The organism is Bradyrhizobium sp. WSM2793, assembly GCF_000379585.1.
In the GTDB taxonomy this organism is placed as follows: domain Bacteria; phylum Pseudomonadota; class Alphaproteobacteria; order Rhizobiales; family Xanthobacteraceae; genus Bradyrhizobium.
On the sequence record NZ_KB902768.1, the window covers coordinates 138,568 to 164,634 of the forward strand.

The following is a 26,067-nucleotide window of genomic DNA, read 5'->3' on the forward strand; positions in this document are numbered from 1 at the left end:
GACGAAGCGTTAAATTCCCAGTTTCTGAATCTTGTGCGTGCCCCGCGCCAGCGAGACGTGCTTGGTTTCCATGTAGAAATCGAACGAGTAATCGCCGCCGTCGCGGCCGATGCCGGAGGCTTTCATGCCGCCGAACGGCGTCGGCAAATGGCGGACATTTTCCGAGTTGAGCCAGATCATGCCGGCCTCCAGCGCGTCGGCGACACGTAGTGCGCGGCCGACATCGTTGGTCCAGACATAGCCGGTCAGGCCATAGCGGATGTCGTTGGCGATCTCGATGGCTTCGGCTTCGTCCTTGAAGGGCAGCACCGTGAGGAACGGGCCGAACACCTCCTCCTGCGCCACCCGCATCTTGCCGTGTGCGCCGGTGACCAAGGTAGGCTCGACATAATGTCCGCCGCCCGGGCCGTCATGGGCCTTGCCGCCGACGGCGATCACAGCCCCGTCCTGGCGCGCGACGTCGAAATAGGAGCACACTTTTGCCAGATGCCGCTCGTGGATCAGCGGTCCGATCTCGGTGGCGGGATCGAGGGGATGGCCGACCTTCAGGGCCTTCACGCGCGCGGTGAGCTTCTCCGTGAACTTGTCGGCAATGCCGGCCTGAACCAGGAGGCGGCTCGATGACGTGCAGCGTTCGCCGTTGAGCGAGTAGATCATGAACACGACGGCATCGAGCGCGCGGTCGAGATCGGCATCGTCGAACACGATCACGGGGTTCTTGCCGCCGAGCTCGAAATGCACGCGCTTCAGCGTCGGCGCGCCCTGCACCATGATCGCCGAGCCCGTCGCGCTCTCGCCGACGAAGCCGATCGCCTTGATCGCGGGATGCTCGGTCAGCGCCTTGCCGGCCTCCTCGCCAAAGCCGTGGACGGTGTTGAGCACGCCGTCGGGAACGCCGGCTTGCTTGACGAGCTTGCTGAGCATGTCCGCGGTGACCGGCGACCATTCCGCCGGCTTGTGCACGACGGTGCAGCCGGCGGCAAGCGCCGGGGCGATCTTCCAGGTCGAGAGCATGAACGGCGTATTCCACGGCGTGATCACGCCGACCGGGCCGATCGGCACGCGGGTCGAGATATTCCAGTGCTCATCGCTCGGCGTGTTGAGGCCGTCGCGCGCCTCCGCGCATTTGTCGGCGAAGAAGCGGAAATTCTCGGCCGCGCGGATCGCGGCCTTGGCCATGAAGCGGTAGGCCTGGCCGGTGTCGATGCATTCGAGCACCGCGATGTCGTCGGCGTTGTCCTCGATCGCGTCGGCCACGCGATGCAGCAGCTTCTTCCGCATCGCCGGGCCCATGTCGCGCCAGGACTTGAAGGCAAGCGAAGCGGCCGTTGCGGCGCGGTCGATGTCCTCGGCAGTGCCGCGCGCGACGCTTGCGAGCGTTGTGCCGTCGACCGGTGACTTCGTCTCGAACGTCTCGCCGGAAATCGAGGCAACGGTCTTGCCGTCGATCATGTGACCGATGCCGTCGGCACGCAGCTTCTTCAGCAGCGGTGCGACGCGGTCGCGGTTGGCCTGGAATACATCGGCTTTCGGGCTGGGCTTATCCATGGGCGGCTTCCACTTTCAGGGCGTCGTGGATGTTGTTGCGCTTCCAGCTGGTGTCCTTGTCGTTGATCTGCATGTCGAACGACAAAGCGAATTTGCTGGCAGCGAAGACCGGATCGAGATGGCGGGAGAGCGCCTGGAAGACGTGCTCACCGGCTTTCTGGCGCGTGGGAAGGTCGCGGCCCTCGCCGATGCGCAGCACCATGTCGAGAAAGCCATAGTCTTGCCTGTCATCGGCGATCGCATAGTGCTCGCACCTGATGGCGCGGACGCGGATGCCACCGAGCGGGAAGATGCCGGTCTCGACCGCCGCTTTGCGCACGATCTCGCACACCGCCGCGATATCGAGGCGGCCATCGAGATTGGCCGAATATTCAATCGTGAAATGCGGCATCGCGGTTTCACTCCCTGTATTCTTATGCGCCTTAAGCGAAGTAGCAGCTGACCGATCCGTAGGCGCCATAATCGGCCTGAATTGTGTCGCCCTTGCGGGTCTCGATCGGGCGGATGAAGGAGCCGGCAAGCACGACCTGTCCAGGCTCCAGCGCAAGGCCGAGCGGCGCGATCTTGTTGGCGAGCCAGGCGACGGCGGTCGCCGGATGATTGAGCACGCCGGCGGCAAGGCCGGTCTCTTCGAGCTGGCCGTTTCGAAAGCACAGCGAGCCGATCCAGCGCAGGTCTGCGTCGAGCGGGCGGATCGGCCGCCCGCCGAGCACGATGCCGGCATTCGCCGCATTGTCGGCGATGGTGTCGAAGATTTTTCGCGTCGCCTTGGTCTGGGGATCGACGCGTTCGACGCGGGTGTCGAGGATCTCCAGTGCCGGCACCACGAAGCCGGTGGCGTTGAGGACGTCGAACAGCGTGCAGTCCGGCCCTGCGAGCCGCTTGCTCATGACGAAGGCGAGCTCGGCCTCGACGCGCGTCGCGATGAAGCGCTCGGTCGGAACGATCCCGCCATCGGCGAAGAACATGTCGTCGAGCAGCACGCCGGAATCGGGCTCGTCGATATTGAGCGCGCTCTGCATCGCCTTCGAGGTCAGGCCGATCTTGTGGCCCTTGACGATGCGGCCCTCGGCGATCTTGACGTCGACCCAGGCCTTCTGAATCGCGTAGGCATCTGTGATGGTGATGCCGGGGAAATCCTGCGACAGCTGCCGGATCTGCACGCGGGTCTTCTCCGCCTGATGCAGACGCCGTGCGCAAGCTTGGATATCGTCGTTGGAAAGCGCCATTTGTGATCTTACAAACTGAGGTGCTGGGAGATACTTAACATGTTAAGTGAATGCGTCAAACACAATTTCGGCTTGCTGCACTGCAAACGTTTTGCGGTTTGAAAGGGCATCATGGTGAAGAGACCGGCTGATCCAGCCAACGGAAGCGCGCCTGCCGCACGGCAGGTGCCGATGCGCGATTTCTCCCGCTCTCTGCCGATGTCGCTGTTGCGAGCCCGCGAAGCGGTGATGCGGCAGTTTCGTCCCTCGCTGCGCGAGCACGGCTTGACCGAGCAGCAATGGCGCATCCTGCGTGCACTGGCGGCGATCGAAACGGTCGAGGTCACGGAACTCGCGCGCACGGCGTTCCTGCTCGGCCCGAGCCTGTCGCGCATCCTGCGCGATCTCGAGGCGCGCAATCTGATCGAACGAAAGACGGCGAAGGCGGACCAGCGCCGCAGCATGGTCTCGATCTCGAAAGAGGGCGTGAAGCTGATGGCCTCGGTGGCGCCGACGTCGGAAGCGATCTATGCCGAGATCACGCGACGGTTCGGCGCACGCAAGCTCGCCGAATTGCAGGAGATGCTCGGCGCGCTCGAACAGAGCCTTGCAGAGCTTGGCGCAAGCGAGGAGGCAAGTGCCGAGGAGTGAGCACGTGATGGCCGGAACCTGGGCGTCGGCGATGGTTTGACGTCGATTCGAAGGTGGGCGACGCTGGCGGTGTCGATGCCAGGGGCTAAACTGCCCATGCACGCCGCCGGGCCGATGCGGGGGATCGGGGGCGCCGATTCCGGGCGATCCGGGGCGGAAAATCGTGACAGAGCAGCCCGATCCCTTGCCGGATGACACCCCGGGCGGCAATAGTGGGCGCCGCCCGCGAGGCCGGCGTCAGCGAAGTCGGTATCCAGCGCGCGAGCGCATAGGCGTTGCGTCATTGCGAGCGTAGCGCGGCGCTCCGGTTCGCGCTAACAGCGGGTCGTGCTGTCGCGGCGCTCGTCATGGTGACGAAGGTTCAAACAACAAAGAAGGAAGGCAACGTGGCGAACAAGGTCAAGGAAATCTGGAAGTCGGGCAAGGCCGTGGTCAACGCGTGGCTCGCTATACCCTCAGGCTTCTCGGCCGAGATGATCGCGCAATGCGGCTTCGACAGCGTCACCGTCGACATGCAGCATGGCGTGCAGGACTATCTCTCGATGGTGCAGTGCTTCCAGGCCATGGACAAGCACCCCGTGACCCCGATGGTCCGTGTGCCCTGGAACGAGCCCGGCATCATCGGCAAGGTGCTCGACGGCGGCGCCTATGGCGTGATCTGCCCGATGGTCAACACGCCGCAGGAAGCCAGGAACCTGGTCTCCTATTCCAAATATCCGCCGCAGGGCGTGCGCTCCAACGGCCCGATCCGCGCCGGCATGTACGGCACCGCGGGCTCGTATCAGAAGACCGCGAATGCCGACACCATCCTGCTGCCGATGATGGAGACCAAGACCGCGGTCGAGAACATGGAAGCGATCTTCGACGTCGAAGGCATCGACGGCGTCTATATCGGACCGTCCGACCTCGGCTTCTCCTACGGCCTTGAGCCCAAGCTCGACCGCAGCGAGCCCGAGATCCTGGCGATCTACGAGAAGATCATCAAGGAATGCGGCAAGCGCGGCCTCAACCCGGGCATCCATTGCAGCGGCGCCGAAGGCGCAGCGCGCGCCATCAACATGGGCTTCAAGCTGGTGACGCTCTCGAACGAGGTCGGCCTGATGACGACCTACGCCAAGATGCAGGTCAATGCCACCCGCAAGGATTCGGGCGGGAAGGCCTAAGACCTCGCGAATGGCGAATGGGGGGTAGCGAATAGTGCTGCTCCCCTTTTTCCATTCGCCACCCGCTACTCACTATTCGCTAAAGGAGACCTGCCATGACCATCAGCCCCGTCATCCGCCTGCATCCCGATGATGGCGTGCTGATCGCGCGCGCCAGCCTGCCGCCCGGCACTGTTGTTGCTGACGGCGTGACCACGGTCGAGCGCATTCCCTCCGGCCACAAGGTCGCGATCAAGCCGATCGCTGTGGGCGAGCCTGTCATCCGCTACGGCCAGATCATCGGCTTTGCGACCATTCCGATCTCGCCGGGCCAGCACGTGCACGTGCAGAATATCGGCATGGGCGACTTCTCAAAAGACTATGCCTATTGCGCCGACGTCAAGCCGACGCCGAATTTCGACCTGCCGGCGACCTTCGAAGGCATCCGCCGTCCGGACGGCCGCGTCGCCACGCGCAACTACATCGGCATCCTCACCTCGGTGAATTGCAGCGCGCATGTCGCAGGCCTCGTCGCCGACGTCTTCAAGAAGAATCCCTTCACCGGCGACAATCCGTTGGCCGATTTCCCCAATGTCGACGGTGTGGTCGCGCTGACCCACAAGACCGGCTGCGGCATGACGCAGAACGAGCCCTTGGCGCTGCTCCGCCGCACGCTCGGCGGCTATGCGCGCCACGTCAATTTCTCCCACGTCATCGTGCTCGGCCTCGGCTGCGAGGTGAACCAGATTGGCGGCCTGATGGAGGAGCAGAAGCTCGCTGGACGCCTGCGCGCGATGGACATCCAGGAGGTCGGCGGTACCCGCAAGACGGTGGAGGCGGGCATCGCCTTCGTGCGCGAAGCGCTGGCTGACGCCAACAAGGTCAAGCGCGAGACGGTGCCGGCGAGCGAGCTCACCGTCGCCCTGCAATGCGGCGGCTCGGACGGCTATTCCGGCGTGTCGGCCAATCCCGCGCTCGGTGCGGCCAGCGATCTCATCGTGCGCCATGGCGGCACCGTGATCCTGTCGGAGACGCCGGAGACTTACGGCGCCGAGCATCTCTTGACGCGCCGCGCCGTCAGCCGCGAGGTCGGCGAGAAGCTGGTCGACCTGATGCGCTGGTGGGACGAGTACACGGAGCGCGAAGGCGCCGAGATGAACGCCAATCCGAGCCCCGGCAACAAGGCCGGCGGCCTCACCACCATTCTTGAAAAATCGCTCGGCGCGATGGCGAAGGCCGGCACCACCAACCTCGTCGAGGTACTGCGTTACGCCGAGCCCATCACCAAGAAGGGTTTCGTCTTCATGGACACGCCCGGCTACGACCCTGTTGCGGCAACCGGGCAGGTCGCGGGCGGTGCCAATCTCGTCTGCTTCACCACGGGACGTGGCAGCGTGTTCGGCTGCAAGCCGGCGCCCTCGATAAAGCTCGCCACCAACACGCCCATGTACAAGCGCATGGAAGAGGACATGGACGTCAATTGCGGCACCATCCTCGAAGGCGAGGAGAGCGTCGAGCAATGCGGCCAGCGCATCTTCGAGCTCATTCTGAAGACCGCCTCCGGCCAGCCGACCAAGAGCGAGAGCTTCGATTTTGGCGGCGCCGAGTTCGCGCCCTGGGTGCTCGGCGCGACGATGTAGTCGCGCGTCGCGCAGCATAGATGCAATTGCGTGTCATTGGGGGTAACGCGCGGGCGATGGGCAGCGCGTGTGGTCGCGCGAAATGCACCGATCGTTCGCTACGTAGTGATACGGAGGCACGCTCCTCTCGCCGGGGATTTGCGGCTTACACCTGATTAACAATGTTGTCCTAGACAGGCGGATGATGCGTTCCACAGCGTGGTGGGGCCGGCCTTTTGAGGATCGAACCGATGCAAGCGATACGTCCTACTGGGGTGGAAAATCTCCTCGGTGAGGAGGAGCTGATTGTATCGAAGACCGATCTCAAAGGCCGCATCACCTACGCCAATGACGTCTTTCTCCGCATGGCGAAATACCCCTGGAAGCAGCTGATGGGTGCGCCCCACAGCCTGATCCGCCATCCCGATATGCCACGCTGCGTCTTCAAGCTGCTGTGGGATACGCTCCAGGCCAAGCAGGAAATCTTCGCCTACGTCGTCAATCTCGCGGGAGATGGCAGCCATTATTGGGTGTTCGCCCATGTCACCCCGACGCTCGACGATCACGGCAACATCATCGGCTATCACTCCAATCGACGCAGGCCCGATCCGGCGCCGGTCGAGCGCATCAAGCCGATCTACAAAGCGCTCTGCGCGGAAGAGGCGCGCCACGCCAATGCCAAGGACGGCATGCGTGCGAGCTTCGAAATGATGGTCGGTCTGCTCAAGCAAAACGGTGTCGGTTACGATGAATTTGTGCTCTCTCTCTAAGGCGCAGGGAGCGACCGCAGTCGCGTGCCTTCTCGCCACCATCGCGTTCGTCGCCTCGCTGCTCGGCTGGACCGGAATCGTCAGCGCAGCGCCGCTCGGGGCGGCGATCCTGCTGCTCGGCTACGCCGTCTGGTGTCAGCACCGCACGGCGGTGGCAGTCGATGAGGTCGCCGATGTCTGCCGAAAGGCGGCGCGCGGCGATCTCGAAGCGCGGATCCTGAGCGAGCGCCAGGCCGGGCGGATCGGCGCCATCCAGAAGTCGGTCAACGACATGCTCGACATCACTGATGCCTTCGTGCGCGAGGCTTCGGCATCGATGGACTATGCCAGCCGCGGCAAGTATTTCCGCAAGATCCTCGCGCGCGGATTGCCCGGCTCGTTCCGCCGCTCGGCAACCGTCATCAATGCCGGCACCGACGGCCTCGGCCGCCGCGTGGTCGAGATCGCCGGCCTTGCAAAGCAGTTCGGCACGCATCTCGACGAAGTTGCGGGCAGCCTGATGAGCGCCGCGACCGACCTCGAAGCCGATGCCGGCCAGATGGCGGCGGCGGCGGAGACGACGAACCGCCAGACCTCCGGCATGCGCAGTGCGTCCGGTCAGGCCTCGAGCAACGTTGCGACGGTGGCGAGCGCCGCGGAACAGCTCGCATCCTCGATCGCAGAGATCAGCCGCCAGGTGGCCGGCTCGACCACGAGCACCGGCCGCGCCGTCGACGAAGCCAATCGTGCCGGCAGCGAGATTCGTAGCCTCGCGGATGCGGCGCTGCGGATCGGCGACGTCGTCAAGCTGATCAGCGAAATTGCCGAGCAGACTAACCTGCTGGCGCTCAACGCCACGATCGAGGCGGCGCGGGCAGGCGAGGCCGGCCGCGGCTTCGCCGTCGTGGCCTCCGAGGTCAAGAGCCTCGCCAACCAGACCGCCAAGGCGACCGAGGAGATCAGCGCCAAGGTCGGCGAGATGCAGCAATCGACCACCAATTCGGTCGCGGCCGTCGAGGCGATCGCGCAGACCATCGCGGAGATCGACGGCATCACCGCCAGCATCGCCGCCTCGATCGAGCAGCAGGGCTCCGCGACCCGCGAGATCGCCCGCAACGTCCAGGAAGCATCGGTCGGCACCTCGCAGGTGTCCTCCAACGTGTCAGGCATCAGCGAAGCCGCTGCCGACACCGGCCGCGTCGCTGCCCGCGTCAACAGCGCCTCCGAACGCGTCCACGGCGAAGTCGAGACACTCAGGCGCGAAGTGACGCAGTTCCTGCAGCGGCTGACGTCGGCGGCGTAGGGCTGCGCCGCTCACCGCTGTCGTCCCAGGCGCGCCCTGAAGCGCGCACCGGTCCGGGACCCATCACCAAAGGCAGAACCGTAGGGTGGGCAAAGGCGCGCACTTGCGCGCCGTGCCCACGAATTCTCACCAATCAAACGCAGGTCGTGGGCACGCTTCCGCCTTCGCTCTTCGAGCTACGGCGGACAAGTCGCTTTGCCCACCCTACGATACTGTCCGCGTAGCCCGCACGTTACCTAGGCACTCGCTGCCCGTTGTTAGTGCTTGATCGCGTCCACCTCAGGTGTTCTGCTCAAAAAAGCTGCTGGAGCATCGCACCCCGTGTCGATCTACGTCGCATTACACCACGTCACGCACTACAAATACGATCGCCCGATCGATGTCGGCCCGCAGACCATCCGCCTGCGGCCGGCGCCGCATACGCGCACACCGATCATGAGCTATTCGCTCAAGGTCACGCCATCCAACCATTTCGTGAACTGGCAGCAGGATCCGCAGGGCAACTGGCTCGCCCGCTACGTCTTCCCGGAGAAGACGACCGAATTGAAGATCGAGGTCGACTTCACGGCGCAGATGACCGTGGTCAACCCGTTCGACTTCTTCGTCGAACCCTATGCCGACAGTTTTCCGTTCGACTATCCGAACGGCCTGAAGACCGAACTGGCGCCTTATCTGGAGACCATCAAGCCCGATCGCCTGTTTGCGAAATATCTCGATACGATCCCGCAGGACGCTCCGAACACCGTCAACTTCCTGGTTGAGCTCAATCGCGAGCTTCAGAAGAAGATCCGCTACATCATCCGCATGGAGCCCGGCGTGCAGACGCCGGAGGAGACGCTCGCCTCGGGTGCCGGGTCGTGCCGCGACTCCGCCTGGCTCCTGATCCAGACCTTCCGTCATCTCGGGCTCGCCGCGCGCTTCGTCTCCGGCTACCTCATCCAGATCCGTCCCGACATCGATCCGATCGAGGGACCGCCGGAAGTGGAGAACGACTTCACCGACCTGCACGCCTGGGCCGAGGTCTATCTGCCCGGCGCCGGCTGGATCGGTTTCGACGCGACCTCCGGCATGCTCGCGGGCGGGGGCCACATCCCGGTCGCCGCCACGCCGCATTATCGCTCGGCTGCGCCGATTTCCGGCAGCGCCGGCTTTGCCGAGGTCGAGTTCGCCTTCGATATGAGCGTCCGCCGCATCCGCGAGGCGCCGCGCATCACCAAGCCGTTCTCCGACGAATCCTGGGCGCGACTCAACGATCTCGGCGAGCAGGTCGACGGCGATCTCGCCGCGCAGGACGTGCGGCTCACCATGGGCGGCGAGCCCACCTTCGTCTCGGTCGACGATCTCGAAGCTGCGGAGTGGAATACGGAGGCCGTCGGCCCGACCAAGCGCGCGCTGGGCGACGATTTGATCCGCCGCCTGCGCACGCGCTTCGCGTCCGGCGGCCTGCTGCATTATGGCCAGGGCAAATGGTATCCGGGCGAGAGCCTGCCGCGCTGGGCGTTTGGCCTGTACTGGCGCAAGGACGGGGTGCCGATCTGGAAGAATGCCGACCTCATCGCCAGGATCGGGAATCCGCGGCGCGCCGAGACGAAGGATGCCGAGGCCTTCATGGAGGGCACGGTGGCGCGGCTCGGGCTCGATCCCGGCTACATCATCCCGGCTTACGAGGACACCGCCTACTGGCTCCAGAAGGAAGCCGAGCTCCCCGTCAACGTCGATCCCTCCGACTCCAAATTGTCCGATCCGGAAGCGCGCGCGCGGATGGCGCGGGTGTTCGACGAGGGCCTCAACACGCCGCGCGGCTTCGTGCTGCCGGTGCAGCGCTGGAACGCGCCGCCGCGCTGGCGCAGCGAGCGTTGGGCTCTCCGGCGCAATCACCTGTTCCTGATGCCCGGCGATTCCCCGCTCGGCCTGCGCTTGCCGATCGGCTCGCTGGGCCACGTCCCGCCGAACCAATATCCGTACATCGTCGAGCAGGACCCGATGGAGCCGCGGGGCAAGCTCCCGGTGTTCACGCTTGCGGCGCGCCCGCAGTCGCCGCCGCGGATCGCGCCGGAGCAGCTCAACACGTCGGTCCCGGTCCGCACCGCGATGTCGGTCGAGATCCGCGATGGCGTGCTCTGCGCCTTCATGCCGCCGGTCGAGCGCATCGAAGACTATCTCGAGCTGATCGCGGCGCTCGAAGCCACGGCCGAGGAGATGCAGCTCCCCGTCCATGTCGAGGGCTATCCGCCGCCGTTCGATCCGCGCATCGAGGTCATCAAGGTGACGCCGGATCCCGGTGTCATCGAGATCAACATCCAGCCGGCGAAGAGCTGGCGCGAGGCGGTCGACATCACCGCCGGCCTCTATGAGGACGCCGGGAAAGTTCGCCTCGGCGCCAACCGCTTCCTGGTCGACGGCCGCCACACCGGCACCGGCGGCGGCAACCACGTCGTTGTCGGCGGCTCCTCGCCGCAGGACTCGCCGTTCCTGCGCCGGCCCGACCTGCTCAAGAGTCTGGTCTTGTACTGGCAGCGGCATCCGTCGCTGTCCTATTTCTTCTCCGGCCTGTTCATCGGCCCGACCAGCCAGGCGCCGCGCATCGACGAAGCCCGCCACGACAGCATCTACGAGCTCGAAATCGCGCTCTCGCACGTGCCGCCGCCGGGCTACCAGACGCCGCTGTGGCTGGTCGACCGGCTGTTCCGGCATCTGCTCGTCGACATCACCGGCAATACCCACCGCGCCGAGATCTGCATCGACAAGCTCTATTCCCCGGAGGGCTCGACCGGCCGGCTCGGCCTCGTCGAATTCCGCGCGCTCGAAATGCCGCCCGATCCGCGCATGTCGCTGGCGCAGCAGCTCTTGATCCGCGCGTTGATCGCAAAGTTCTGGCGCGAGCCGCAGGCCGGCAAGTTCGTGCGCTGGGGCACGGCGCTGCACGACCGCTTCATGCTGCCGCATTTCATCTGGGAGGATTTTCTCGACGTTCTCACTGAGCTGAAGCAATCAGGCTATCCGTTCGAGCCGGAATGGTATCTGGCCCAGCTCGAATTCCGCTTCCCCGCTTTCGGCCGCGTCCATCATGGCGGCGTGACGCTGGAGCTACGCCAGGCGCTGGAGCCCTGGCACGTGCTGGGCGAGGAGGGCTCGGCCGGCGGCACCGTGCGCTATGTCGATTCATCGGTCGAGCGGCTTCAGGTCAAGGCGGAGGGTTTTGTCGAGGGCCGCCACATCGTCACCTGCAACGGCCGCCGCCTGCCGATGACCGCGACCGGCCGCTCGGCTGAGGCCGTGGCCGGCGTCCGCTTCAAGGCCTGGCAGCCGGCCTCCGGCCTGCACCCGACCATCCCGGTGCATGCGCCCCTGACCTTTGATCTCATTGATACCTGGAATGGCCGCTCCCTCGGTGGCTGCGTTTACCACGTCGCCCATCCCGGCGGCCGCAGCTACGACACCAAGCCGGTCAACACCTATGAGGCCGAGGCGCGGCGGCTGGCGCGCTTCCAGGACCACGGCCATACGCCGGGGCCGGTCCAGCCACCGCCCGAGGAACGCACAAATGAGTTTCCGCTGACCCTCGACTTGCGGACCCCGCTCCTGCAATGAGTATGATGGTGGGGCAGGGAGAGGCGCATGAGCGAGGGCGCAGCCGAGCAGGACAAGGCGGGTAGGGCGCAAGGCCAGCGTGAAGGCCAGCGCCGCCTTGCCCAATGGGTCCGCGACTATCGCCGCCTGCCCGGCATTCCCGACGAGTTCCTGGGGCCAGACGGCGCCCCGCGCGCGGTCTGGAGCCGCTTCTTCGATGCCTTCGGGGCGCTCGCGCCCGACGAGATCGAGCGTCGCTTCGGCATGGCCGACCGCCATCTGCGCGAGGCCGGCGTCACCTACCGTGCGCCCGGCGACAGCGCCGACCGGCCGTGGTCGATCAGCCATCTGCCGCTCCTGATCGACGAGGCCGACTGGCAGCAGCTTTGCGCCGGCATCACCCAGCGTGCCGAGCTGCTCGAGCTGGTGCTGCGCGACATCTATGGCGAGGGCCGCCTCGTTGCGGAAGGCGCGCTGCCCGCGGCCGCGATCGCCGGCAGTCCCGAATATCTGCGTCCCGTCTGCGGCGTGCCGCCGCCGGGCGGGCGCTACCTGTCGATCTATGCTGCTGATGTCGGCCGCGGCCCCGACGGCCGCTGGTGGGTGCTCGGCGACCGCACCCAGGCGCCGTCGGGCGCGGGCTACGCGCTGGAGAATCGCCTGGTGCTCTCGCGCGCCTTCTCCGACCTCTACAAGTCGATGAACGTGCCGCGCGTCGCGCCGTTCTTCGAGGCGTTCCGCGACAGCCTGCGCGCGCGTGCCGACCGCGACGAGCCCAGGATCGGCGTGCTCACCCCGGGCAGCTTCAGCGAGACCTATTTCGAGCACGCGACGCTGGCGCGCTATCTCGGCTTCCTGCTGGTCGAGGGCGACGATCTCGCCGTCAGCGACAACCGCATCCACATCCGCACGGTCGCCGGGCTGAAGCGGCTCGACGTGCTGCTCCGCCGGGTCGATTCCAATTCGCTCGATCCGCTCGAGCTCGATGCCTCCTCGCATCTCGGTGTGCCCGGCCTGATCGACGTGCTGCGCAAGGACGGCGTCGTCGTCGCCAACATGCCGGGCTCGGGCGTGCTGGAGGCGCGGGCGCTGCTCGGCTTCCTGCCGGCGCTCAGCCGCCGCCTGCTTGGCGAAGAGCTGAAGATGCCGCATATCGCGACCTGGTGGTGCGGCCAGCGCAGCGCGCGCGAGGAGGTGCTGGCGCGGCTCGACGAGGTCGCGATCGAAGGCGCCTATCGGCGCGGCGTGCCCGGTTTCGACAGCGCGGGACCGGTGCTCGCGAACGAGCTGGATGCGAGCGACCGCCAGCGCCTGATCGACGCCATCGCCGCGCGCGGCATGGATTATGTCGGCCAGGAGGTGGTGCGGCTGTCGACCATGCCGGTGTGGGAGCAGGGCCAGATCACGCCGCGTCCGTTCGTGCTGCGCGTGTTCGCAGCCGCCACGCCCGACGGCTGGGCCATCATGCCCGGCGGCTTCTGCCGGATCGCCGAGCAGCCGGATGCGCGCGCGGTGTCGATGGGCGACGGTGCGCGCGCCGCCGACGTCTGGGTGGTCTCCGACAAGCAGGTCTCGACCGCGACGCTGCTGCCGGCGACCGACAAGGTCCGCATCCGCCGCATCGCCGGCGTGCTGCCGAGCCGCGCCGCCGACAATCTGTTCTGGCTCGGCCGCTATCTCGAACGCGCCGAGGCGACGCTGCGGCTGGTGCGCGCTTTGGGCTCGCCGAGCGGGCCCAACAAGGGCACCGCGGCCTCGCTGCAGTCGGGCGAACGCATCCAGCGCCTGCTGGTGGCCTGGGGCGCGATCTCGCAGACTTCGCGCGCCGCGCCCGGGCGGATCACCGCCGAAGCGTTGCAGAGCGCGGAACGTTTCGGCTCGGCGCTGTCGCTGGTGCGCGCGGCGCAGCGCACGGCGACCTCCTTGCGCGAGCGGCTGTCGCCCGATGCCTGGCAGGTCATCACCGAGATGGCCGAGCGCCTGGCCTACCAGGTCGAAGGCGACGACAGCGTGCTGAGCGCGGCCGAGCTGACCTTGCAGGAGCTCGCCAGCCTCGCAGGGTTGGCGCAGGAGAACATGAACCGCGCCGCCGGCTGGCGCTTTCTCGACATCGGCCGCCGCACCGAGCGTGCCATCAACACCACGCGCTTCACCCGCCAGTTCGCCTATGACGAGGCCGGCGACGAGGATCTCGACATCCTGCTGACGCTGGTGGATTGCCAGATCACCTATCGCTCGCGCTATCTGCTGGCGCCGATCCTGGCGCCGGTGCGCGACCTTGCCGTGCTCGACGGCTACAATCCGCGTTCGGTGGCGTTCCAGGTGACGACGCTGAACGAGCACATCGCCGCGCTGCCCAGCCTGAAGGAGCACGGCCTGATCGAGAAGCCGCAGCGCCTTGCGGTGGCGATGCAGGCGATGCTGGCGACCGCGGAGGCCGAGAAGCTCGAGGTCAAGACACTGTTCGCACTGGAGCAGGACCTGCTCAGCCTCGCCGATGCGATCGGTCAGCACTACTTCCCGCACGGCCCCAATGCCGCCCGGCCGGAAAAGCTGACGGGGCTGGCGTGATCTACGACATCCGTCACGTCACCACCTACGAGTACGAGAATCCGGTCAGCTTCGCGCGCTGCACGCTGCGTCTGGAGCCGAGGAGCGGTGGCGGCCAGGAGCTGATCTCGCACAAGGTCGAGATCCGCCCGCGCCCCGCCGAGCGCAACGTCCGGCGCGACTTCTTTGGCACGCTGACCGAAAGCATCGTGATCGAAGCGGCGCATCGCAATTTGCGGATCGACTCGCGCTCGCGTGTCTCCGTGTCACGTAAGCCGCCGGCGCGCGATGCCGACAGTCCGAGCTGGGAGAGCATCCGCGACATCGCCTTCGAGGCGACCAGCCTCGGGCCATCCTCGCCGGTCGGTTATGTCTTCGCGAGCCCGCTGGTGCCGGTGCTGCGTCCGGTCAGCGCCTATGCGGGGATGAGCTTTGCGCCGGGCGCGGGCATCCTCGAGGGTGCGGTCGATCTCATGCATCGCATTCGCACCGAGTTTCGCTACGACCCCAAGGCGACGGTGATCTCGACGCCGCTGAACGAGGTCTTCGACAAGCGGCACGGCGTCTGCCAGGATTTTGCCCATGTGATGATCGCAGGGCTGCGCGGGCTCGGTCTGCCGGCGGCCTATGTCAGCGGCTACTTGCGCACCATTCCGCCGCCGGGGCAGGCCCGCCTGCAAGGCGCCGATGCCACCCATGCCTGGGTGTCGCTGTGGTGCGGGGCGGAGCTTGGCTGGGTCGATTTCGACCCGACCAACGATCTCTTGATTGCCAACGACCATATCGTGCTTGCGGTCGGACGCGACTTTTCCGATGTCTCGCCGGTCGACGGCATCATCGTCGGCTCACCCAAGCAGAAGCTCGGCGTCGCCGTGGACGTGGTGATGGTGGAATAAACGCGCCTCGTCGGCCGGGCTCGCCACCCGGGCGTGCCGCACCTTCACCGCAACCGCGATCTTGCATAGCACAACGGTAACATATTTCCGTAATCGCGTTCCCGGGGGTTTGGTCACTCGGCCCAAGATGGTCTATGCTGGGTCGTTGCGTCGAGGACAAGAACGAGACTTCGGGAGCTGACATGGGACACCACCGGCACGCGGGGCTGCATCCATGATGACGTTGCCGAGACTGGCGGCTGAATCCCTGGAGAAGCTGCTGGGTACGTTTATGCGGCGTCGGTACGGCGAGACCGCTGCAAGCATGGTCGAGAGCGCAACCCGCACCGCGATGGAATGCATCGGTAACAGCGATGCACTTTACCACAATATCGAACATACGATGCTGGTGACGCTGGCGGGCCATTCGATCCTCAGTGGCCGAAATCTCCATACTCACCTGACGGCCGAGGACTACGTCCATGTCCTGATCGCCTGCCTCGCCCACGATATCGGCTATGTTCGCGGCCTGTTTGAGGAGGATGACATCGACGGCTTCGTCATCGATGCCGCCGACACCAAGATCTCGTTGCCGCGCGGTGCGTCGGACGCCAGCTTGATGATGTATCATGTCGACCGCTCGAAGCTCTATGTCTTGCGGCGTCTGCAGCACATTCCGGGTCTCGATCCTGAACGCATCGCCCGCGCTATCGAGGGAACGCGCTTTCCGGCCCAGGAAGGCCACGAGTATGACGTCGATGCCTCGATCCTGCGCGCCGCCGATTTCATCGGCCAGCTCGGCGATCCCAATTATCTGCGCAAGGCCAACGCGCTCTATTACGAATTCGAGGAGGTCGGCATCAATCGCCAGCTCGGCTACGATTCACCGGCCGACATCGTGAACCGCTATCCACAATTCTATTGGAACAGCGTCGCACCGCACATCCAGACCGAGATCGGTTACCTCAACAAGACCGAGATCGGCCGGCAATGGATCGCCAATCTCTACAGCAACGTCTTCCGCGCCGAGCGCGACATCTCGCTGTCCGGGCCGCAGCGGTAGACCTGTTGTAGCCCGGATGGAGCGCAGCGACATCCTGCATTCGCGCATGCTGGCGTTCCCGGATTGCGCTGCGCTCCATCCGGGCTACGAAATCCCCAACGCCGTGAAACAACCATGCGACAAAAAACGATCACCACGGACGTCCTCGACATCGCCTATCGCGAATACGGCGCACCTGACGGCTGGCCCTGCATCCTGGGCCACGGCTTTCCCTATGACGTGAACGCCTATGCCGAGACCGCGCCGATCATTGCCGAGGCCGGCGCGCGCGTGCTGGTGCCCTGGCTGCGCGGCTACGGACCGACGCGGTTTCGCTTCCCGGATACGCCGCGCTCCGGCGAGCAGGCGGCGCTCGGTGCCGATCTTCTGGCCTTCATGAACGCGCTTCATATCGAGCGTGCCGTCGTCGGCGGCTATGACTGGGGCGGGCGCGCGGCCTGCGTGGTCTCGGCGCTCTATCCGGAGCGCGTGATCGCCCTTGTCTCCGGCAATTCCTACAACATCCAGAACATCGCCCGTTCCATGGAGCCGGCCTCGCCGCCGGAGGAAGCCGCGCTCTGGTATCAATATCTCTTCCACAATGAGCGCGGCCGCCGCGCGCTGGAGCGCAACCGGCGTGGCTTTGCCCGCCAGCTCTGGGCGATGTGGTCGCCGAAATGGGCGTTCGACGACACGACGTTCGAGCAGAGCGCGGTGTCGTTCGACAATCCTGACTTCGTCGACGTCGTGATCCACTCCTACCGCCACCGCTATGCGCTGGTCGCGGGCGATCCTGCTTATGTCGCGATCGAGGCGAAGCTCGCAGACCAGCCGCCGATCCGCGTCCCGACGATTGCGATCGACGGCGACAGCGACGGCGTCAATCCCGGCACCGCCCATCACGCCAGCAAGTTCGAGGGTCCATTCGAGCGGCGCGTCTTCACCGATGCCGGCCATAATCTGCCGCAGGAGCGGCCGGCCGAATGGGCGCAGGCGGTGGTCGAGGTCCGGAAAGCGGCCTCATAAAGCTCGTTTCTCGTCCGGCCGGCTGGCTTGTCTGCCGTCCCTCCGATTTTTCCTGATCCTGGGAACCTTTTGCGATTGCAGCCGTCCAAGCTGAGGAGCCGCTTCTATATGCGGCTCGTTGCAGGGGAGGATCTCGATGAAGTCACAAGTGCGCAAGCTGGAACGTGTCGCGGTGGCGCAGGCGCCGGTCGAACGGCCTGACAGGCTCGAGGTCGAGCAGGCGATCCGCACCATGATCCGCTGGGCCGGCGACGATCCCGCGCGCGACGGTCTGCGTGAGACGCCGGACCGGGTCGCACGTGCCTTCGAGGAGTATTTTTCCGGCTATGCGCAGGACCCGACGGAAATCCTGCAAAAGACCTTCGAGGAGATCGAAGGCTATGACGAGATGATCGTCCTGCGCGGCGTTCGCTTCGAGAGCCATTGCGAGCACCACATGGCGCCGATCGTCGGCCGCGCCTGGGTCGCCTATATCCCGCAGGGCCGTGTCGTCGGCATCAGCAAGCTTGCGCGCGTGGTGGACATCTACGCCAAGCGCCTCCAGATCCAGGAGAAGATGACCGCGCAGATCGCCAATACCATCAACGACGTGCTCAAGCCTGAAGGCGTCGGCGTCATCATCAAGGCGACGCATCACTGCATGACCACGCGCGGCGCGCACAAGCCCGGGACCGATCTCGTCACCAGCCGCATGCTGGGCGTGTTCCGCGACAATGCGCTGACGCGCCAGGAGCTGTTGGGGCTCGCCAATTCAGACGATTGATCCGCGGCTGCTCAAGGAGACGGCGCCATGACCGAGAACAACAAGCCGAGCGGACCCGACCTGAGCAAAGGCGTGTCGCTGACCGCGTTCAGGGATGGCAGACTGCTCGGTCATGTCGGCGAGGAAGACGTCCTGCTGGTGCAGGCCGGCAGCGAGATTTTTGCGATCGAGCCGGCCTGCAGCCATTACCACGGGCCGCTCGCCGAGGGCCTGGTGGTGGGCGACACCATCCGCTGTCCCTGGCATCATGCCTGCTTCTCCTTGCGCACCGGCGAAGCCACCCGCCCGCCGGCGCTGAACGCGCTGGCGGTGTGGGAGGTCGCGCGCGATCGGGACAACATCATCGTTCAGCGCAAGCGCGAGGCGCCGAAGCCGTCGATCGCTCATCGCAACGCGCCGACGCCGGAGAAATTCGTCATCGTCGGCGGCGGTGCAGCCGGCTTCGCGGCCGCCGAGACGCTCCGGCGCGAGGGCTTTGCCGGCGCCATCACCATGCTCAGCGATGACGGCGCGATGCCGGTCGACCGGCCCAACCTCTCCAAGGATTATCTCGCGGGCAGCGCACCGGAGGATTGGCTGCCGCTGCGGGGCGAGGACTATTATCAGGACGCGGGCATCGATCTCAGGCTCAACACCGGCGTCTCCGCCATCGATGCGAAGACGCGCAACGTCACGCTCGGCAATGGCGACAGGCTTCCGTTCGACCGGCTGCTGCTCGCGACCGGCGCCGAGCCGGTCAAACTGCAGATCCCGGGCGCCGACCAGCCGCATGTCCACACCTTGCGCTCCGTCGCCGACAGCCGCGCCATCATCAAGGCCGCGGGGAGTGCCAGGCGCGCTTTGGTCATCGGCGCCAGTTTCATCGGCCTCGAAGTCGCGGCGTCCCTGCGGGCGCGCAAGATCGAGGTGCACGTCGTCGCGCCGGAAGAGCGGCCGATGCAGAAGGTGCTCGGCTCGGAGATGGGCGACTTCGTCCGGTCGCTCCATGAAGAGAACGGCGTGATCTTTCACCTCAAAGACACGGTCGAAAAGCTCGACGGCACCCGCGCCACGCTAAAGAGCGGAGCTGTCATCGAAGCCGACCTCGTCGTGGTCGGCATCGGCGTCAAGCCGCGCCTTGCGCTGGCCGAGCACGCCGGCCTTGCGGCGGATCGCGGTGTCAGCGTGAGCGAATATCTCGAAACCAGTGTCGCCGGCATTTTCGCGGCCGGCGACATCGCGCGCTGGCCCGATCCGCATTCCCGGCAAACCATCCGCGTCGAACATTGGGTCGTTGCCGAACGCCAGGGCCAGACCGCGGCGCGCAACATGCTCGGCAAGCGCGAGCGCTTCGACGCGGTGCCGTTCTTCTGGTCGCAACACTATGACGTGCCGATCAACTATGTCGGCCACGCCGAGAGCTTTGACGAGATCGCGATCGACGGCAGCATCGGAGGCAAGGACTGCCTGTTGAAGTACCGCAAGGACGGCCGCGTGCTGGCGGTTGCGTCGATCTACCGCGATCTCGACAACCTCAAGGCCGAGCTCGAGATGGAGCGGTCCCGCGGCTGATGCGCCGCAGCCGATCTTGATTTGCGTCAATGTTACTGCCGGTACGGGTGTTCTGCTGGCTGTCGTCCCGGCACGGCGCGTGCTATTCTGGCGCGTGCCCCCGGGCTACGCAAGCAGGAGTGGCCGTCATGACCAGTGCTTCGGACACGTCACATCACCCAAGTCTCGGCTCCGGCATCGCGGCGCTGCATGCCAAATGGGGCTGGATCGTCGCGCTCGGCGTCGTCTATCTCATCGCCGGGTTCATTGCACTCGGCAGCATGGTGATGGCGACGGTGGCGAGCGTCATCGTGGTCGGCGCCATGATGATCGTCGCGGGCGTCACCGAGATCATCGGCGCGTTCCAGATGAAGAGCTGGGGCAAGTTCCTGATCTGGGCCTTGCTCGGCGTGCTCTACGTGATCGCGGGCTTCCTGACCTTCGAGAATCCGCTGTTCGCGGCGGTCCTGCTGACGTTGTTTCTCGGCGCCTCGCTGATCGCCTCGGGCGCCGTCAGGCTGTTTCTCGCCTTCAGCATGAAGCGCGAGAGCCCGTGGGTCTGGGTGGCGCTGTCGGCCGTCATCACGCTGCTGCTTGGCCTGCTGATCGTCGCACGCTGGCCGGTGAACAGCGTCTACATCCTCGGTCTGTTCCTCGGCATCGATTTGATCATGGCGGGAGCGGGCTGGATCAGCCTGGGCTTCAGCCTGAAGCGGCGCGGCTAAGCCATCAGCAACTCGACGCAAGACCATCTTGCGGAACTCCGCTGATCTGACGCGCTGGCAAAAAGCAGCACGCCGCGCGGCCGCCTCGCGCGGACGATGAGCACTGGGGAGAAACCATGAAAGCCGCCTTGGCCCTGGCCGCAGCGCTCGCTGCCGCCTGCCTGTCCACATCCGTCTCCGCGCAAAAATCCTACGGTCCCGGCGTCAGCGACACCGAGATCAAGATCGGCAACACCATGCCCTATAGCGGGCCGGCTTCGCCCCTCAGCATCACGGGCAGGGTCATTGCGGCCTATTTCGACGAGGTCAACGAGAAGGGCGGGGTTGCCGGCCGCAAGCTCAATTTGATCTCGCTGGACGACGCGTTCTCGCCGCCCAAGACCATGGAGGCGGCGCGGCGGCTGGTCGAAGGTGACGGCGTCGCCTTCATCTTCGCCACCATGGGCACGGCGCCAAGCTCGGCGATCGCAAAATATCTCAACAGCAACAAGGTGCCGCAGCTGTTCCTGATCAGCTCGGCCTCGAAGTGGAACGATCCGGCCAACATGCCCTGGTCGATGGCGCTGCCCTGGGCGCCGAACTACACCAGCGAGGCTGCGATCGACGTCGCCTATGCCCGCGCCAAGAACCCGAATGCGCGCTTCGCCGTGCTCTATCAGAACGACGATGCCGGCAAGGAATATCTACGCGGCGTCAAGGAGGCGCTCGGCGCTGACGCCGACAAGGCGATCGCGATGGCCTCGAGCTTCGAGGTCGCCGATCCCACCGTCGATTCCCAGGTGCTGACCCTGGCGAACACCAAGGCCGACGTCTTCATGATCTATTCGGTGACGCCGCGCGCCTGCGCGCAGGCGATCCGCAAGGCCCACGAGGTCGGCTGGCAGCCGACGCGCTTCCTCGCTAGCGGCTGCGCCAACAAGGCGACCGTGATGGTCCCTGCGGGCCTCGAGGCCGGCAAAGGCGTGCTCTCGCTCGGCGCGCTCAAGCCGTTCGTCGAAGCGCCGAAGAACGATCCGGCGATGACGGCCTATATCGATTTCATGAAGAAGCGCCTGCCCAATGCCGACGTCAACAACGTCGCCGGCCTCTACGGCTACACCGTCGCCGAGGCGCTGGTGGTGCTGCTGAAGCAGTGCAAGGACAATCTGACGCGCGAGAACATCATGGCGCAGGCGGCGAACCTGAAGAGCGTGCCGTTGTCGCTGCTGATGCCCGGCATCACGCTGAACACCACCCCGCAGGATTTCCGCCCGATCAAGGATGGCTATATGCTGCAGTTCGACGGCAACGACTGGGTGGTCGCGAGCGAACTCTTGAAGGGGACGTGAGGGGCAGGGCCCTCTCCGCGATCTCGGAATTGTAGGGTGGGCAAAGCGAAGCGTGCCCACGCAATTTTTGCGACCGAGACAGGTGGTGGGCACGGCGCAAGTGCGCCTTTGCCCACCCTACGACACGGAACCTTGACGAAGCGAATAGGAAACTCCAATGGACTTCCAACACTCCGCCCGTTCGCTGGAGCTCCAGGAGCGCGTCCGCCAGTTCATGCGGACGCATGTCGAGCCGGTCGAGGAGCTCTATTACGAGCAGGTCAAGCCGGAGGCCGCGCGCTACAAGACGCCGGCTGTGCTGCAGGAGCTGAAGCGGCTGGCGCGGGAGCAGGGGCTCTGGAACCTGTTTCTCTCCGGCGAGCACGGCCCCGGTCTCTCCAATCTCGACTATGCGCCGGTGAAGGAGATCATGGGCCGCATCCTCTGGGCGCCCGAAATCTTCAACTGCTCGGCGCCCGATGTCGGCAACATGGAGGTGCTCGCGAATTACGGCACGCCTGCACAGCAGGAGCGCTGGCTGAAGCCGCTGCTGGAGGGGCGCATCCGCTCGGGCTTCTCGATGACCGAGCCGCAGGTCGCCTCCAGCGACGCCACCAACATCCAGTGCGCCATCAAGCGCGACGGGGATGACTACGTCATCAACGGCCGCAAATGGTTCACATCGGGTGCGATGAACGAGGATTGCGAGATCCTGATCGTGATGGGCAAGACCGCGCCCGACGATCCCGACCGCCACCGCCAGCAATCCATGATCCTGGTGCCCAGGAACACGCCGGGCGTGCGCATCGTGCGCGACATGTTGACCTATGGCTATGACGACGCCCCTAGCGGTCATCCCGAGATCGTCTACGAGAACGTCCGCGTGCCCGTGGAGAACATCCTGCTCGGCGAGGGCCGCGGCTTCGAGATCGCGCAGGGACGGCTCGGCCCCGGCCGCATCCATCATTGCATGCGGCTGATCGGCTGCGCCCAGCGTGCGCTCGAATTGATGTGCCAGCGATCAGTCTCCCGCGTGGCCTTCGGCAGGCCGCTCGCCGAGCAGGGCTCGGTGCGCGAGGACATCGCAAACTCGTTCTGCGAGATCGCGCAGGCGCGGCTCCTGACGCTGCAAGCTGCCGACAAGATGGACCGCGAAGGCAACAAGGCCGCGCGCGACCTGATCGCCGCGGCCAAGATCGTGGTGCCCAGCATGGCCGCCCGCGTCATCGACCGCGCCATCCAGATCCACGGCGCCGCCGGCGTCTCGCAGGATACGTTCCTGGCGCGTGCTTACGTCTACGCCCGCTTCATCCGCATTGGGGACGGGCCGGACCAGGTGCATCTCGCCGCGGTCGGCAAGGAGCTGATCAAGCGCGGCGGGGTGATGGGATAGAGCACCAGCGCTTGATTTCGTTGATGTGCGGCTTCGCGCTATGTCAAGCGCGGCGGCGAGGCAAACTAGCCACGTCTTCCTCGCGCTTCGTGATGGCGGAGTGCGTCGACGATCACCTTGAATGCAGCCGAGTTCTGCCGCGAGGTCGGATAATAGATATAGTAGCCGTCGAATTTCGGCGACCAGTCGTCGAGCACGATGACGAGCTCACCGGAACGGACGTGTCGTGTCACCATGTCCTCGGGGACATAGGCGATGCCGAAACCTTTGATGGCGGCGTCGATCATCGCCCGGGAATCGTTGAAGGTCAGTTGTCCCTCGACGCGTACCCGCAGGTCGGGACCGTTCCTGGCGAACTCCCACACGTAATGGCCGCCGGCGGCCGCGCGCCGCTTGATGCAGACGTGCTTCAGCAGGTCTTGCGGATGTCTTGGTTTCGGATGCTCCTTCAGATAGGCAGGCGAGGCGACCGCGACGAGCCGCCAGTCCGGACCGATGCGCACCGCGATCATGTCCTTCTCGATGCTTTCGCCGAGGCGGATGCCCGCATCGAAACCGTCTTCGACGATGTTGCGGAAGGCGGTGTCCAGGCTGAACTCGACCTTGAGGTCGGGGTATTTTTCCAAGACAGGCGACAGCTTCGGCCAGACGACCGTGTCCAGCGCATGGTCCGAGAGCGTGATCCGGATCGTGCCCGACGGCTTGTCACGCAGCGACATCAGCGCGGCGATATCGCGCTCGATCTCTTCGATGCGCGGCGCAACTGATTTTTGAAGGCGCTCGCCCGCCTCGGTCAGGCCGACGCTTCGGGTCGTGCGCGTGAGCAGCCGCAGCCCCATCTGCGATTCCAGGCGCTTGATCGTATGGCTGAGCGTCGATTGCACCACGCCCAGTTTCGCGGCGGCCTTCGTGAAGCTGCGCTCGCGGGCGACGGCCACGAAAGCCAGCAAATCGTTGAAATCCTGGCTTGCCATGGCCGCCACTATTCATGGCCCACATCGATTAATGCAAGCAAATTATATCGACTAATCGGCCGCCGCCCGGGACCCTAGATGTTGTCGTAAACGCGCGGGCTGGGGCTTCGTACCCCGCAGCCGCGTGGATCGCGGTCTTCGCGCTGTTGCTTGGTGTCTCGACGCGATGCGCCGCTTGTGTGTCGGCGGAGTCCGGCTTTGTGACTCGAAGGAAAAAAGCAATGAAAGCGACAATCCTCTACGGACCCGGCGATGTCCGTTACGAAACCGTCGACGATCCCAAAATCGTCCACCCGACCGACGCCATCATCAAGCTGTCGGCGACATGCATCTGCGGCTCCGATCTCTGGCCATATCGCGGCCTGCAGCCGAATGACGGCCCTGCGCATATGGGTCACGAATATTGCGGCGTGGTCGTCGAGATCGGCAGTGCGGTGCGGACCGTCAGGCCCGGCCAGTTCGTCGTCGGCTCGTTCTGCCTGTCGGACAATACTTGCCCGCATTGCAAGTTCGGCTTTCAATCGTCGTGCGAAAAGCGCGAGTTCATGTCGGGCGCGCAGGCGCCTTACGCCCGTGTCCCCCTTGCGGATGGCACGCTCGTCGCGACCAGGGAGGTGCCGGGCAGCGATCTCATCCCGCATCTGCTCGCGACCTCCGACGTGCTCGGGACCGGCTGGTACGCGGCCGACGCTGCGAATGTGAAGCAGGGCTCCGTGGTCGCGGTGGTCGGTGACGGCGCGGTCGGCCTCATGGGCGTGCTTGCGGCGAAAGAGATGGGCGCCTCGCGCATCATCGCCATGAGCCGCCACAAGACGCGGCAGGATCTGGCCAAAGCGTTCGGCGCGACCGATATCGTCATGGAACGCGGCGCAGAAGGCATCGCGCGCGTCAAGGACCTGACCCGGGGCGTCGGCGCCGATTCGGTGCTCGAATGCGTCGGTACGCAGGAAGCGATGTCGCAAGCCCTCGAATGCGCGCGTCCCGGCGGCAGCATCGGCTATGTCGGTGTTCCCCATGGTGTGACTTTTGACGGCCAGGCCCTGTTCTTCGGCCAGCGGCGCATGATGGGCGGTCCTGCCCCGGTGCGGCGGTTCTTGCCCGATCTCATGGACCGCGTCCTCAATGGACGCATACAGCCGGGCAGGGTGTTCGATCTCACGCTGCCGATCGATCAGGTCGCCGAGGGCTACAAGGCGATGGACCAGCGCCGCGCGATCAAGACGCTGCTGACGGTGTGACCGCGGAGCAGGGTGCTGTCTGTCGGGAGCGGCTCTTGCAGGCTCCCGATCGGCAGCCCGACGAGTCCAAAAGGAGATCGACATGAACATTTCATTCGAAGGCAAGGTCGCCTTGGTGACCGGCGCAGCTTCCGGTCTCGGCCTCGCCGCCGCGAAAGCTTTTGCGGAATCGGGGGCGTCTGTCGCACTAGCCGACTGGAACGAGAATGCGGCGCGCGCTGCCGCCGACGAACTCAATGCTCGAGGTCACAAGGCGATCGGCATTCGTTGCAATGTGGCCGATGATGCCGAGGTCGAAGCCATGGTCTCAAGGACGGTCGAGACTTTCGGTCGACTCGATGCCGCCTACAACAACGCCGGCGTCCAGAATGTGCTCGCGGAGACAGCCGACACCACTCGCGAGGATTATGACCGTGTCATGGGGATCAATCTGCAGGGCATATGGAGCTGCATGAAGTTCGAATTGCAGCAGATTCGCAAGCAGGGCAGCGGCGCCATCGTCAATTGCTCGTCTCTCGGCGGCCTTGTCGGTGGTGCGGAACGCGGGATCTATCACGCCGCCAAGCATGGTATCCTTGGGTTCACCAAGAGCGCGGCGCTCGAATATGGAACGCGTGGTATCCGCGTCAATGCCATTTGCCCGGGATTGATATGGACGCCGATGGTGGACCGGATGGTGGCCGACGGGCAAGGCGATGCGCTCAAGGCCATGGAAAAAAGCATCCCGATGGGGCGGGTCGGACGTCCCGAGGAAATCGCAAATGCAGTTCTGTGGCTATGCAGCGATGCTGCGAGCTATGTGACCGGCCAGTCCATCTCGGTGGACGGCGGCTTCGTCATGCGTTGATCCACAT

21 protein-coding genes are annotated in these 26,067 nt (G+C 65.3%); 17 read left to right on the top strand and 4 right to left on the bottom strand.

Features of this window, described 5'->3' with window-relative positions; all coding sequences use genetic code 11:
- Positions 1-9: 9 nt before the first annotated feature.
- The 3 genes from hpaE to hpaH are packed head-to-tail and all read right to left on the bottom strand — an operon-like array spanning position 10 to position 2,777.
- On the bottom strand, positions 10-1,548 hold the full coding sequence (hpaE, locus tag A3AS_RS0100620) for a 5-carboxymethyl-2-hydroxymuconate semialdehyde dehydrogenase (protein ID WP_018315663.1): 1,539 nt from the start codon (positions 1,546-1,548) through the stop codon (positions 10-12).
- On the bottom strand, positions 1,541-1,939 hold the full coding sequence (locus A3AS_RS0100625) for a 5-carboxymethyl-2-hydroxymuconate Delta-isomerase (RefSeq protein WP_018315664.1): 399 nt from the start codon (positions 1,937-1,939) through the stop codon (positions 1,541-1,543). The genes hpaE and A3AS_RS0100625 overlap by 8 nt, the downstream gene beginning before the upstream one ends.
- Before the next feature lie 31 nt (positions 1,940-1,970).
- Positions 1,971-2,777 carry a 2-oxo-hept-4-ene-1,7-dioate hydratase gene (gene hpaH / locus A3AS_RS0100630; RefSeq protein ID WP_018315665.1) on the bottom strand — a complete coding sequence of 269 codons (807 nt, stop codon included), beginning with the start codon at positions 2,775-2,777 and terminating at the stop codon, positions 1,971-1,973.
- 111 nt (positions 2,778-2,888) lie between these two features.
- Between hpaH and hpaR the strand changes: the two genes are divergently transcribed.
- The 15 genes from hpaR to A3AS_RS0100705 all read left to right on the top strand — a co-directional run bounded on the left by hpaR (position 2,889) and on the right by A3AS_RS0100705 (position 23,001).
- Positions 2,889-3,407: a homoprotocatechuate degradation operon regulator HpaR gene (gene hpaR / locus A3AS_RS0100635; protein ID WP_018315666.1), complete on the top strand. Its 519-nt coding sequence runs from the start codon at positions 2,889-2,891 to the stop codon at positions 3,405-3,407.
- 386 nt (positions 3,408-3,793) lie between these two features.
- The gene (locus A3AS_RS0100640; protein ID WP_026201534.1) at positions 3,794-4,570 is read left to right on the top strand and encodes an HpcH/HpaI aldolase/citrate lyase family protein; all 777 of its coding nucleotides are present in this window, start codon (positions 3,794-3,796) and stop codon (positions 4,568-4,570) included.
- A 95-nt stretch (positions 4,571-4,665) separates the two neighbouring features.
- Positions 4,666-6,189, top strand: a complete 1,524-nt coding sequence (locus tag A3AS_RS0100645; protein ID WP_018315668.1) for a UxaA family hydrolase — start codon at positions 4,666-4,668, stop codon at positions 6,187-6,189.
- A 230-nt stretch (positions 6,190-6,419) separates the two neighbouring features.
- The gene (locus tag A3AS_RS0100650) at positions 6,420-6,938 is read left to right on the top strand and encodes a PAS domain-containing protein (RefSeq protein ID WP_049814751.1); all 519 of its coding nucleotides are present in this window, start codon (positions 6,420-6,422) and stop codon (positions 6,936-6,938) included.
- A complete protein-coding gene (locus tag A3AS_RS0100655; protein ID WP_026201536.1) occupies positions 6,916-8,220 on the top strand; it encodes a methyl-accepting chemotaxis protein in 1,305 nt (434 codons plus the stop codon). The genes A3AS_RS0100650 and A3AS_RS0100655 overlap by 23 nt, the downstream gene beginning before the upstream one ends.
- Positions 8,221-8,541: 321 nt before the next feature.
- On the top strand, positions 8,542-11,811 hold the full coding sequence (locus A3AS_RS0100660; RefSeq protein ID WP_018315670.1) for a DUF2126 domain-containing protein: 3,270 nt from the start codon (positions 8,542-8,544) through the stop codon (positions 11,809-11,811).
- Between the two features lie 27 nt (positions 11,812-11,838).
- A complete protein-coding gene (locus A3AS_RS0100665) occupies positions 11,839-14,361 on the top strand; it encodes a circularly permuted type 2 ATP-grasp protein (protein ID WP_018315671.1) in 2,523 nt (840 codons plus the stop codon).
- Positions 14,358-15,236, top strand: a complete 879-nt coding sequence (locus tag A3AS_RS0100670) for a transglutaminase family protein (RefSeq protein ID WP_018315672.1) — start codon at positions 14,358-14,360, stop codon at positions 15,234-15,236. The genes A3AS_RS0100665 and A3AS_RS0100670 overlap by 4 nt, the downstream gene beginning before the upstream one ends.
- A gap of 214 nt (positions 15,237-15,450) precedes the next feature.
- Positions 15,451-16,278, top strand: coding sequence for a hypothetical protein (locus tag A3AS_RS0100675; protein ID WP_018315673.1), 828 nt, complete (start codon positions 15,451-15,453; stop codon positions 16,276-16,278).
- Between the two features lie 114 nt (positions 16,279-16,392).
- The gene (locus tag A3AS_RS0100680) at positions 16,393-17,283 is read left to right on the top strand and encodes an alpha/beta fold hydrolase (RefSeq protein WP_018315674.1); all 891 of its coding nucleotides are present in this window, start codon (positions 16,393-16,395) and stop codon (positions 17,281-17,283) included.
- Positions 17,284-17,419: 136 nt separating this feature from the next.
- A complete protein-coding gene (gene folE, locus A3AS_RS0100685; RefSeq protein ID WP_018315675.1) occupies positions 17,420-18,046 on the top strand; it encodes a GTP cyclohydrolase I FolE in 627 nt (208 codons plus the stop codon).
- Between the two features lie 27 nt (positions 18,047-18,073).
- Positions 18,074-19,597 (top strand): FAD-dependent oxidoreductase, encoded by a 1,524-nt coding sequence (locus A3AS_RS0100690; RefSeq protein ID WP_018315676.1) that lies wholly within the window; start codon positions 18,074-18,076, stop codon positions 19,595-19,597.
- A 128-nt stretch (positions 19,598-19,725) separates the two neighbouring features.
- Positions 19,726-20,301: an HdeD family acid-resistance protein gene (locus A3AS_RS0100695; protein WP_026201537.1), complete on the top strand. Its 576-nt coding sequence runs from the start codon at positions 19,726-19,728 to the stop codon at positions 20,299-20,301.
- 116 nt (positions 20,302-20,417) lie between these two features.
- Positions 20,418-21,629, top strand: a complete 1,212-nt coding sequence (locus tag A3AS_RS0100700) for an ABC transporter substrate-binding protein (protein ID WP_018315678.1) — start codon at positions 20,418-20,420, stop codon at positions 21,627-21,629.
- A 157-nt stretch (positions 21,630-21,786) separates the two neighbouring features.
- Entirely contained in the window at positions 21,787-23,001 is a 1,215-nt protein-coding gene (locus tag A3AS_RS0100705; RefSeq protein WP_018315679.1) for an acyl-CoA dehydrogenase family protein, read from the top strand.
- Positions 23,002-23,066: 65 nt separating this feature from the next.
- Here A3AS_RS0100705 and A3AS_RS0100710 read toward each other — a convergent pair whose 3' ends face one another.
- Positions 23,067-23,975 carry a LysR family transcriptional regulator gene (locus A3AS_RS0100710; protein WP_018315680.1) on the bottom strand — a complete coding sequence of 303 codons (909 nt, stop codon included), beginning with the start codon at positions 23,973-23,975 and terminating at the stop codon, positions 23,067-23,069.
- Between the two features lie 221 nt (positions 23,976-24,196).
- Here A3AS_RS0100710 and A3AS_RS0100715 point away from each other — a divergent pair, with 221 nt between their 5' ends.
- Both A3AS_RS0100715 and A3AS_RS0100720 read left to right on the top strand, forming a co-directional pair.
- Positions 24,197-25,213, top strand: coding sequence for a zinc-dependent alcohol dehydrogenase family protein (locus A3AS_RS0100715; protein ID WP_018315681.1), 1,017 nt, complete (start codon positions 24,197-24,199; stop codon positions 25,211-25,213).
- An 82-nt stretch (positions 25,214-25,295) separates the two neighbouring features.
- Positions 25,296-26,060, top strand: a complete 765-nt coding sequence (locus A3AS_RS0100720) for an SDR family NAD(P)-dependent oxidoreductase (protein ID WP_018315682.1) — start codon at positions 25,296-25,298, stop codon at positions 26,058-26,060.
- Positions 26,061-26,067 lie beyond the last annotated feature (7 nt).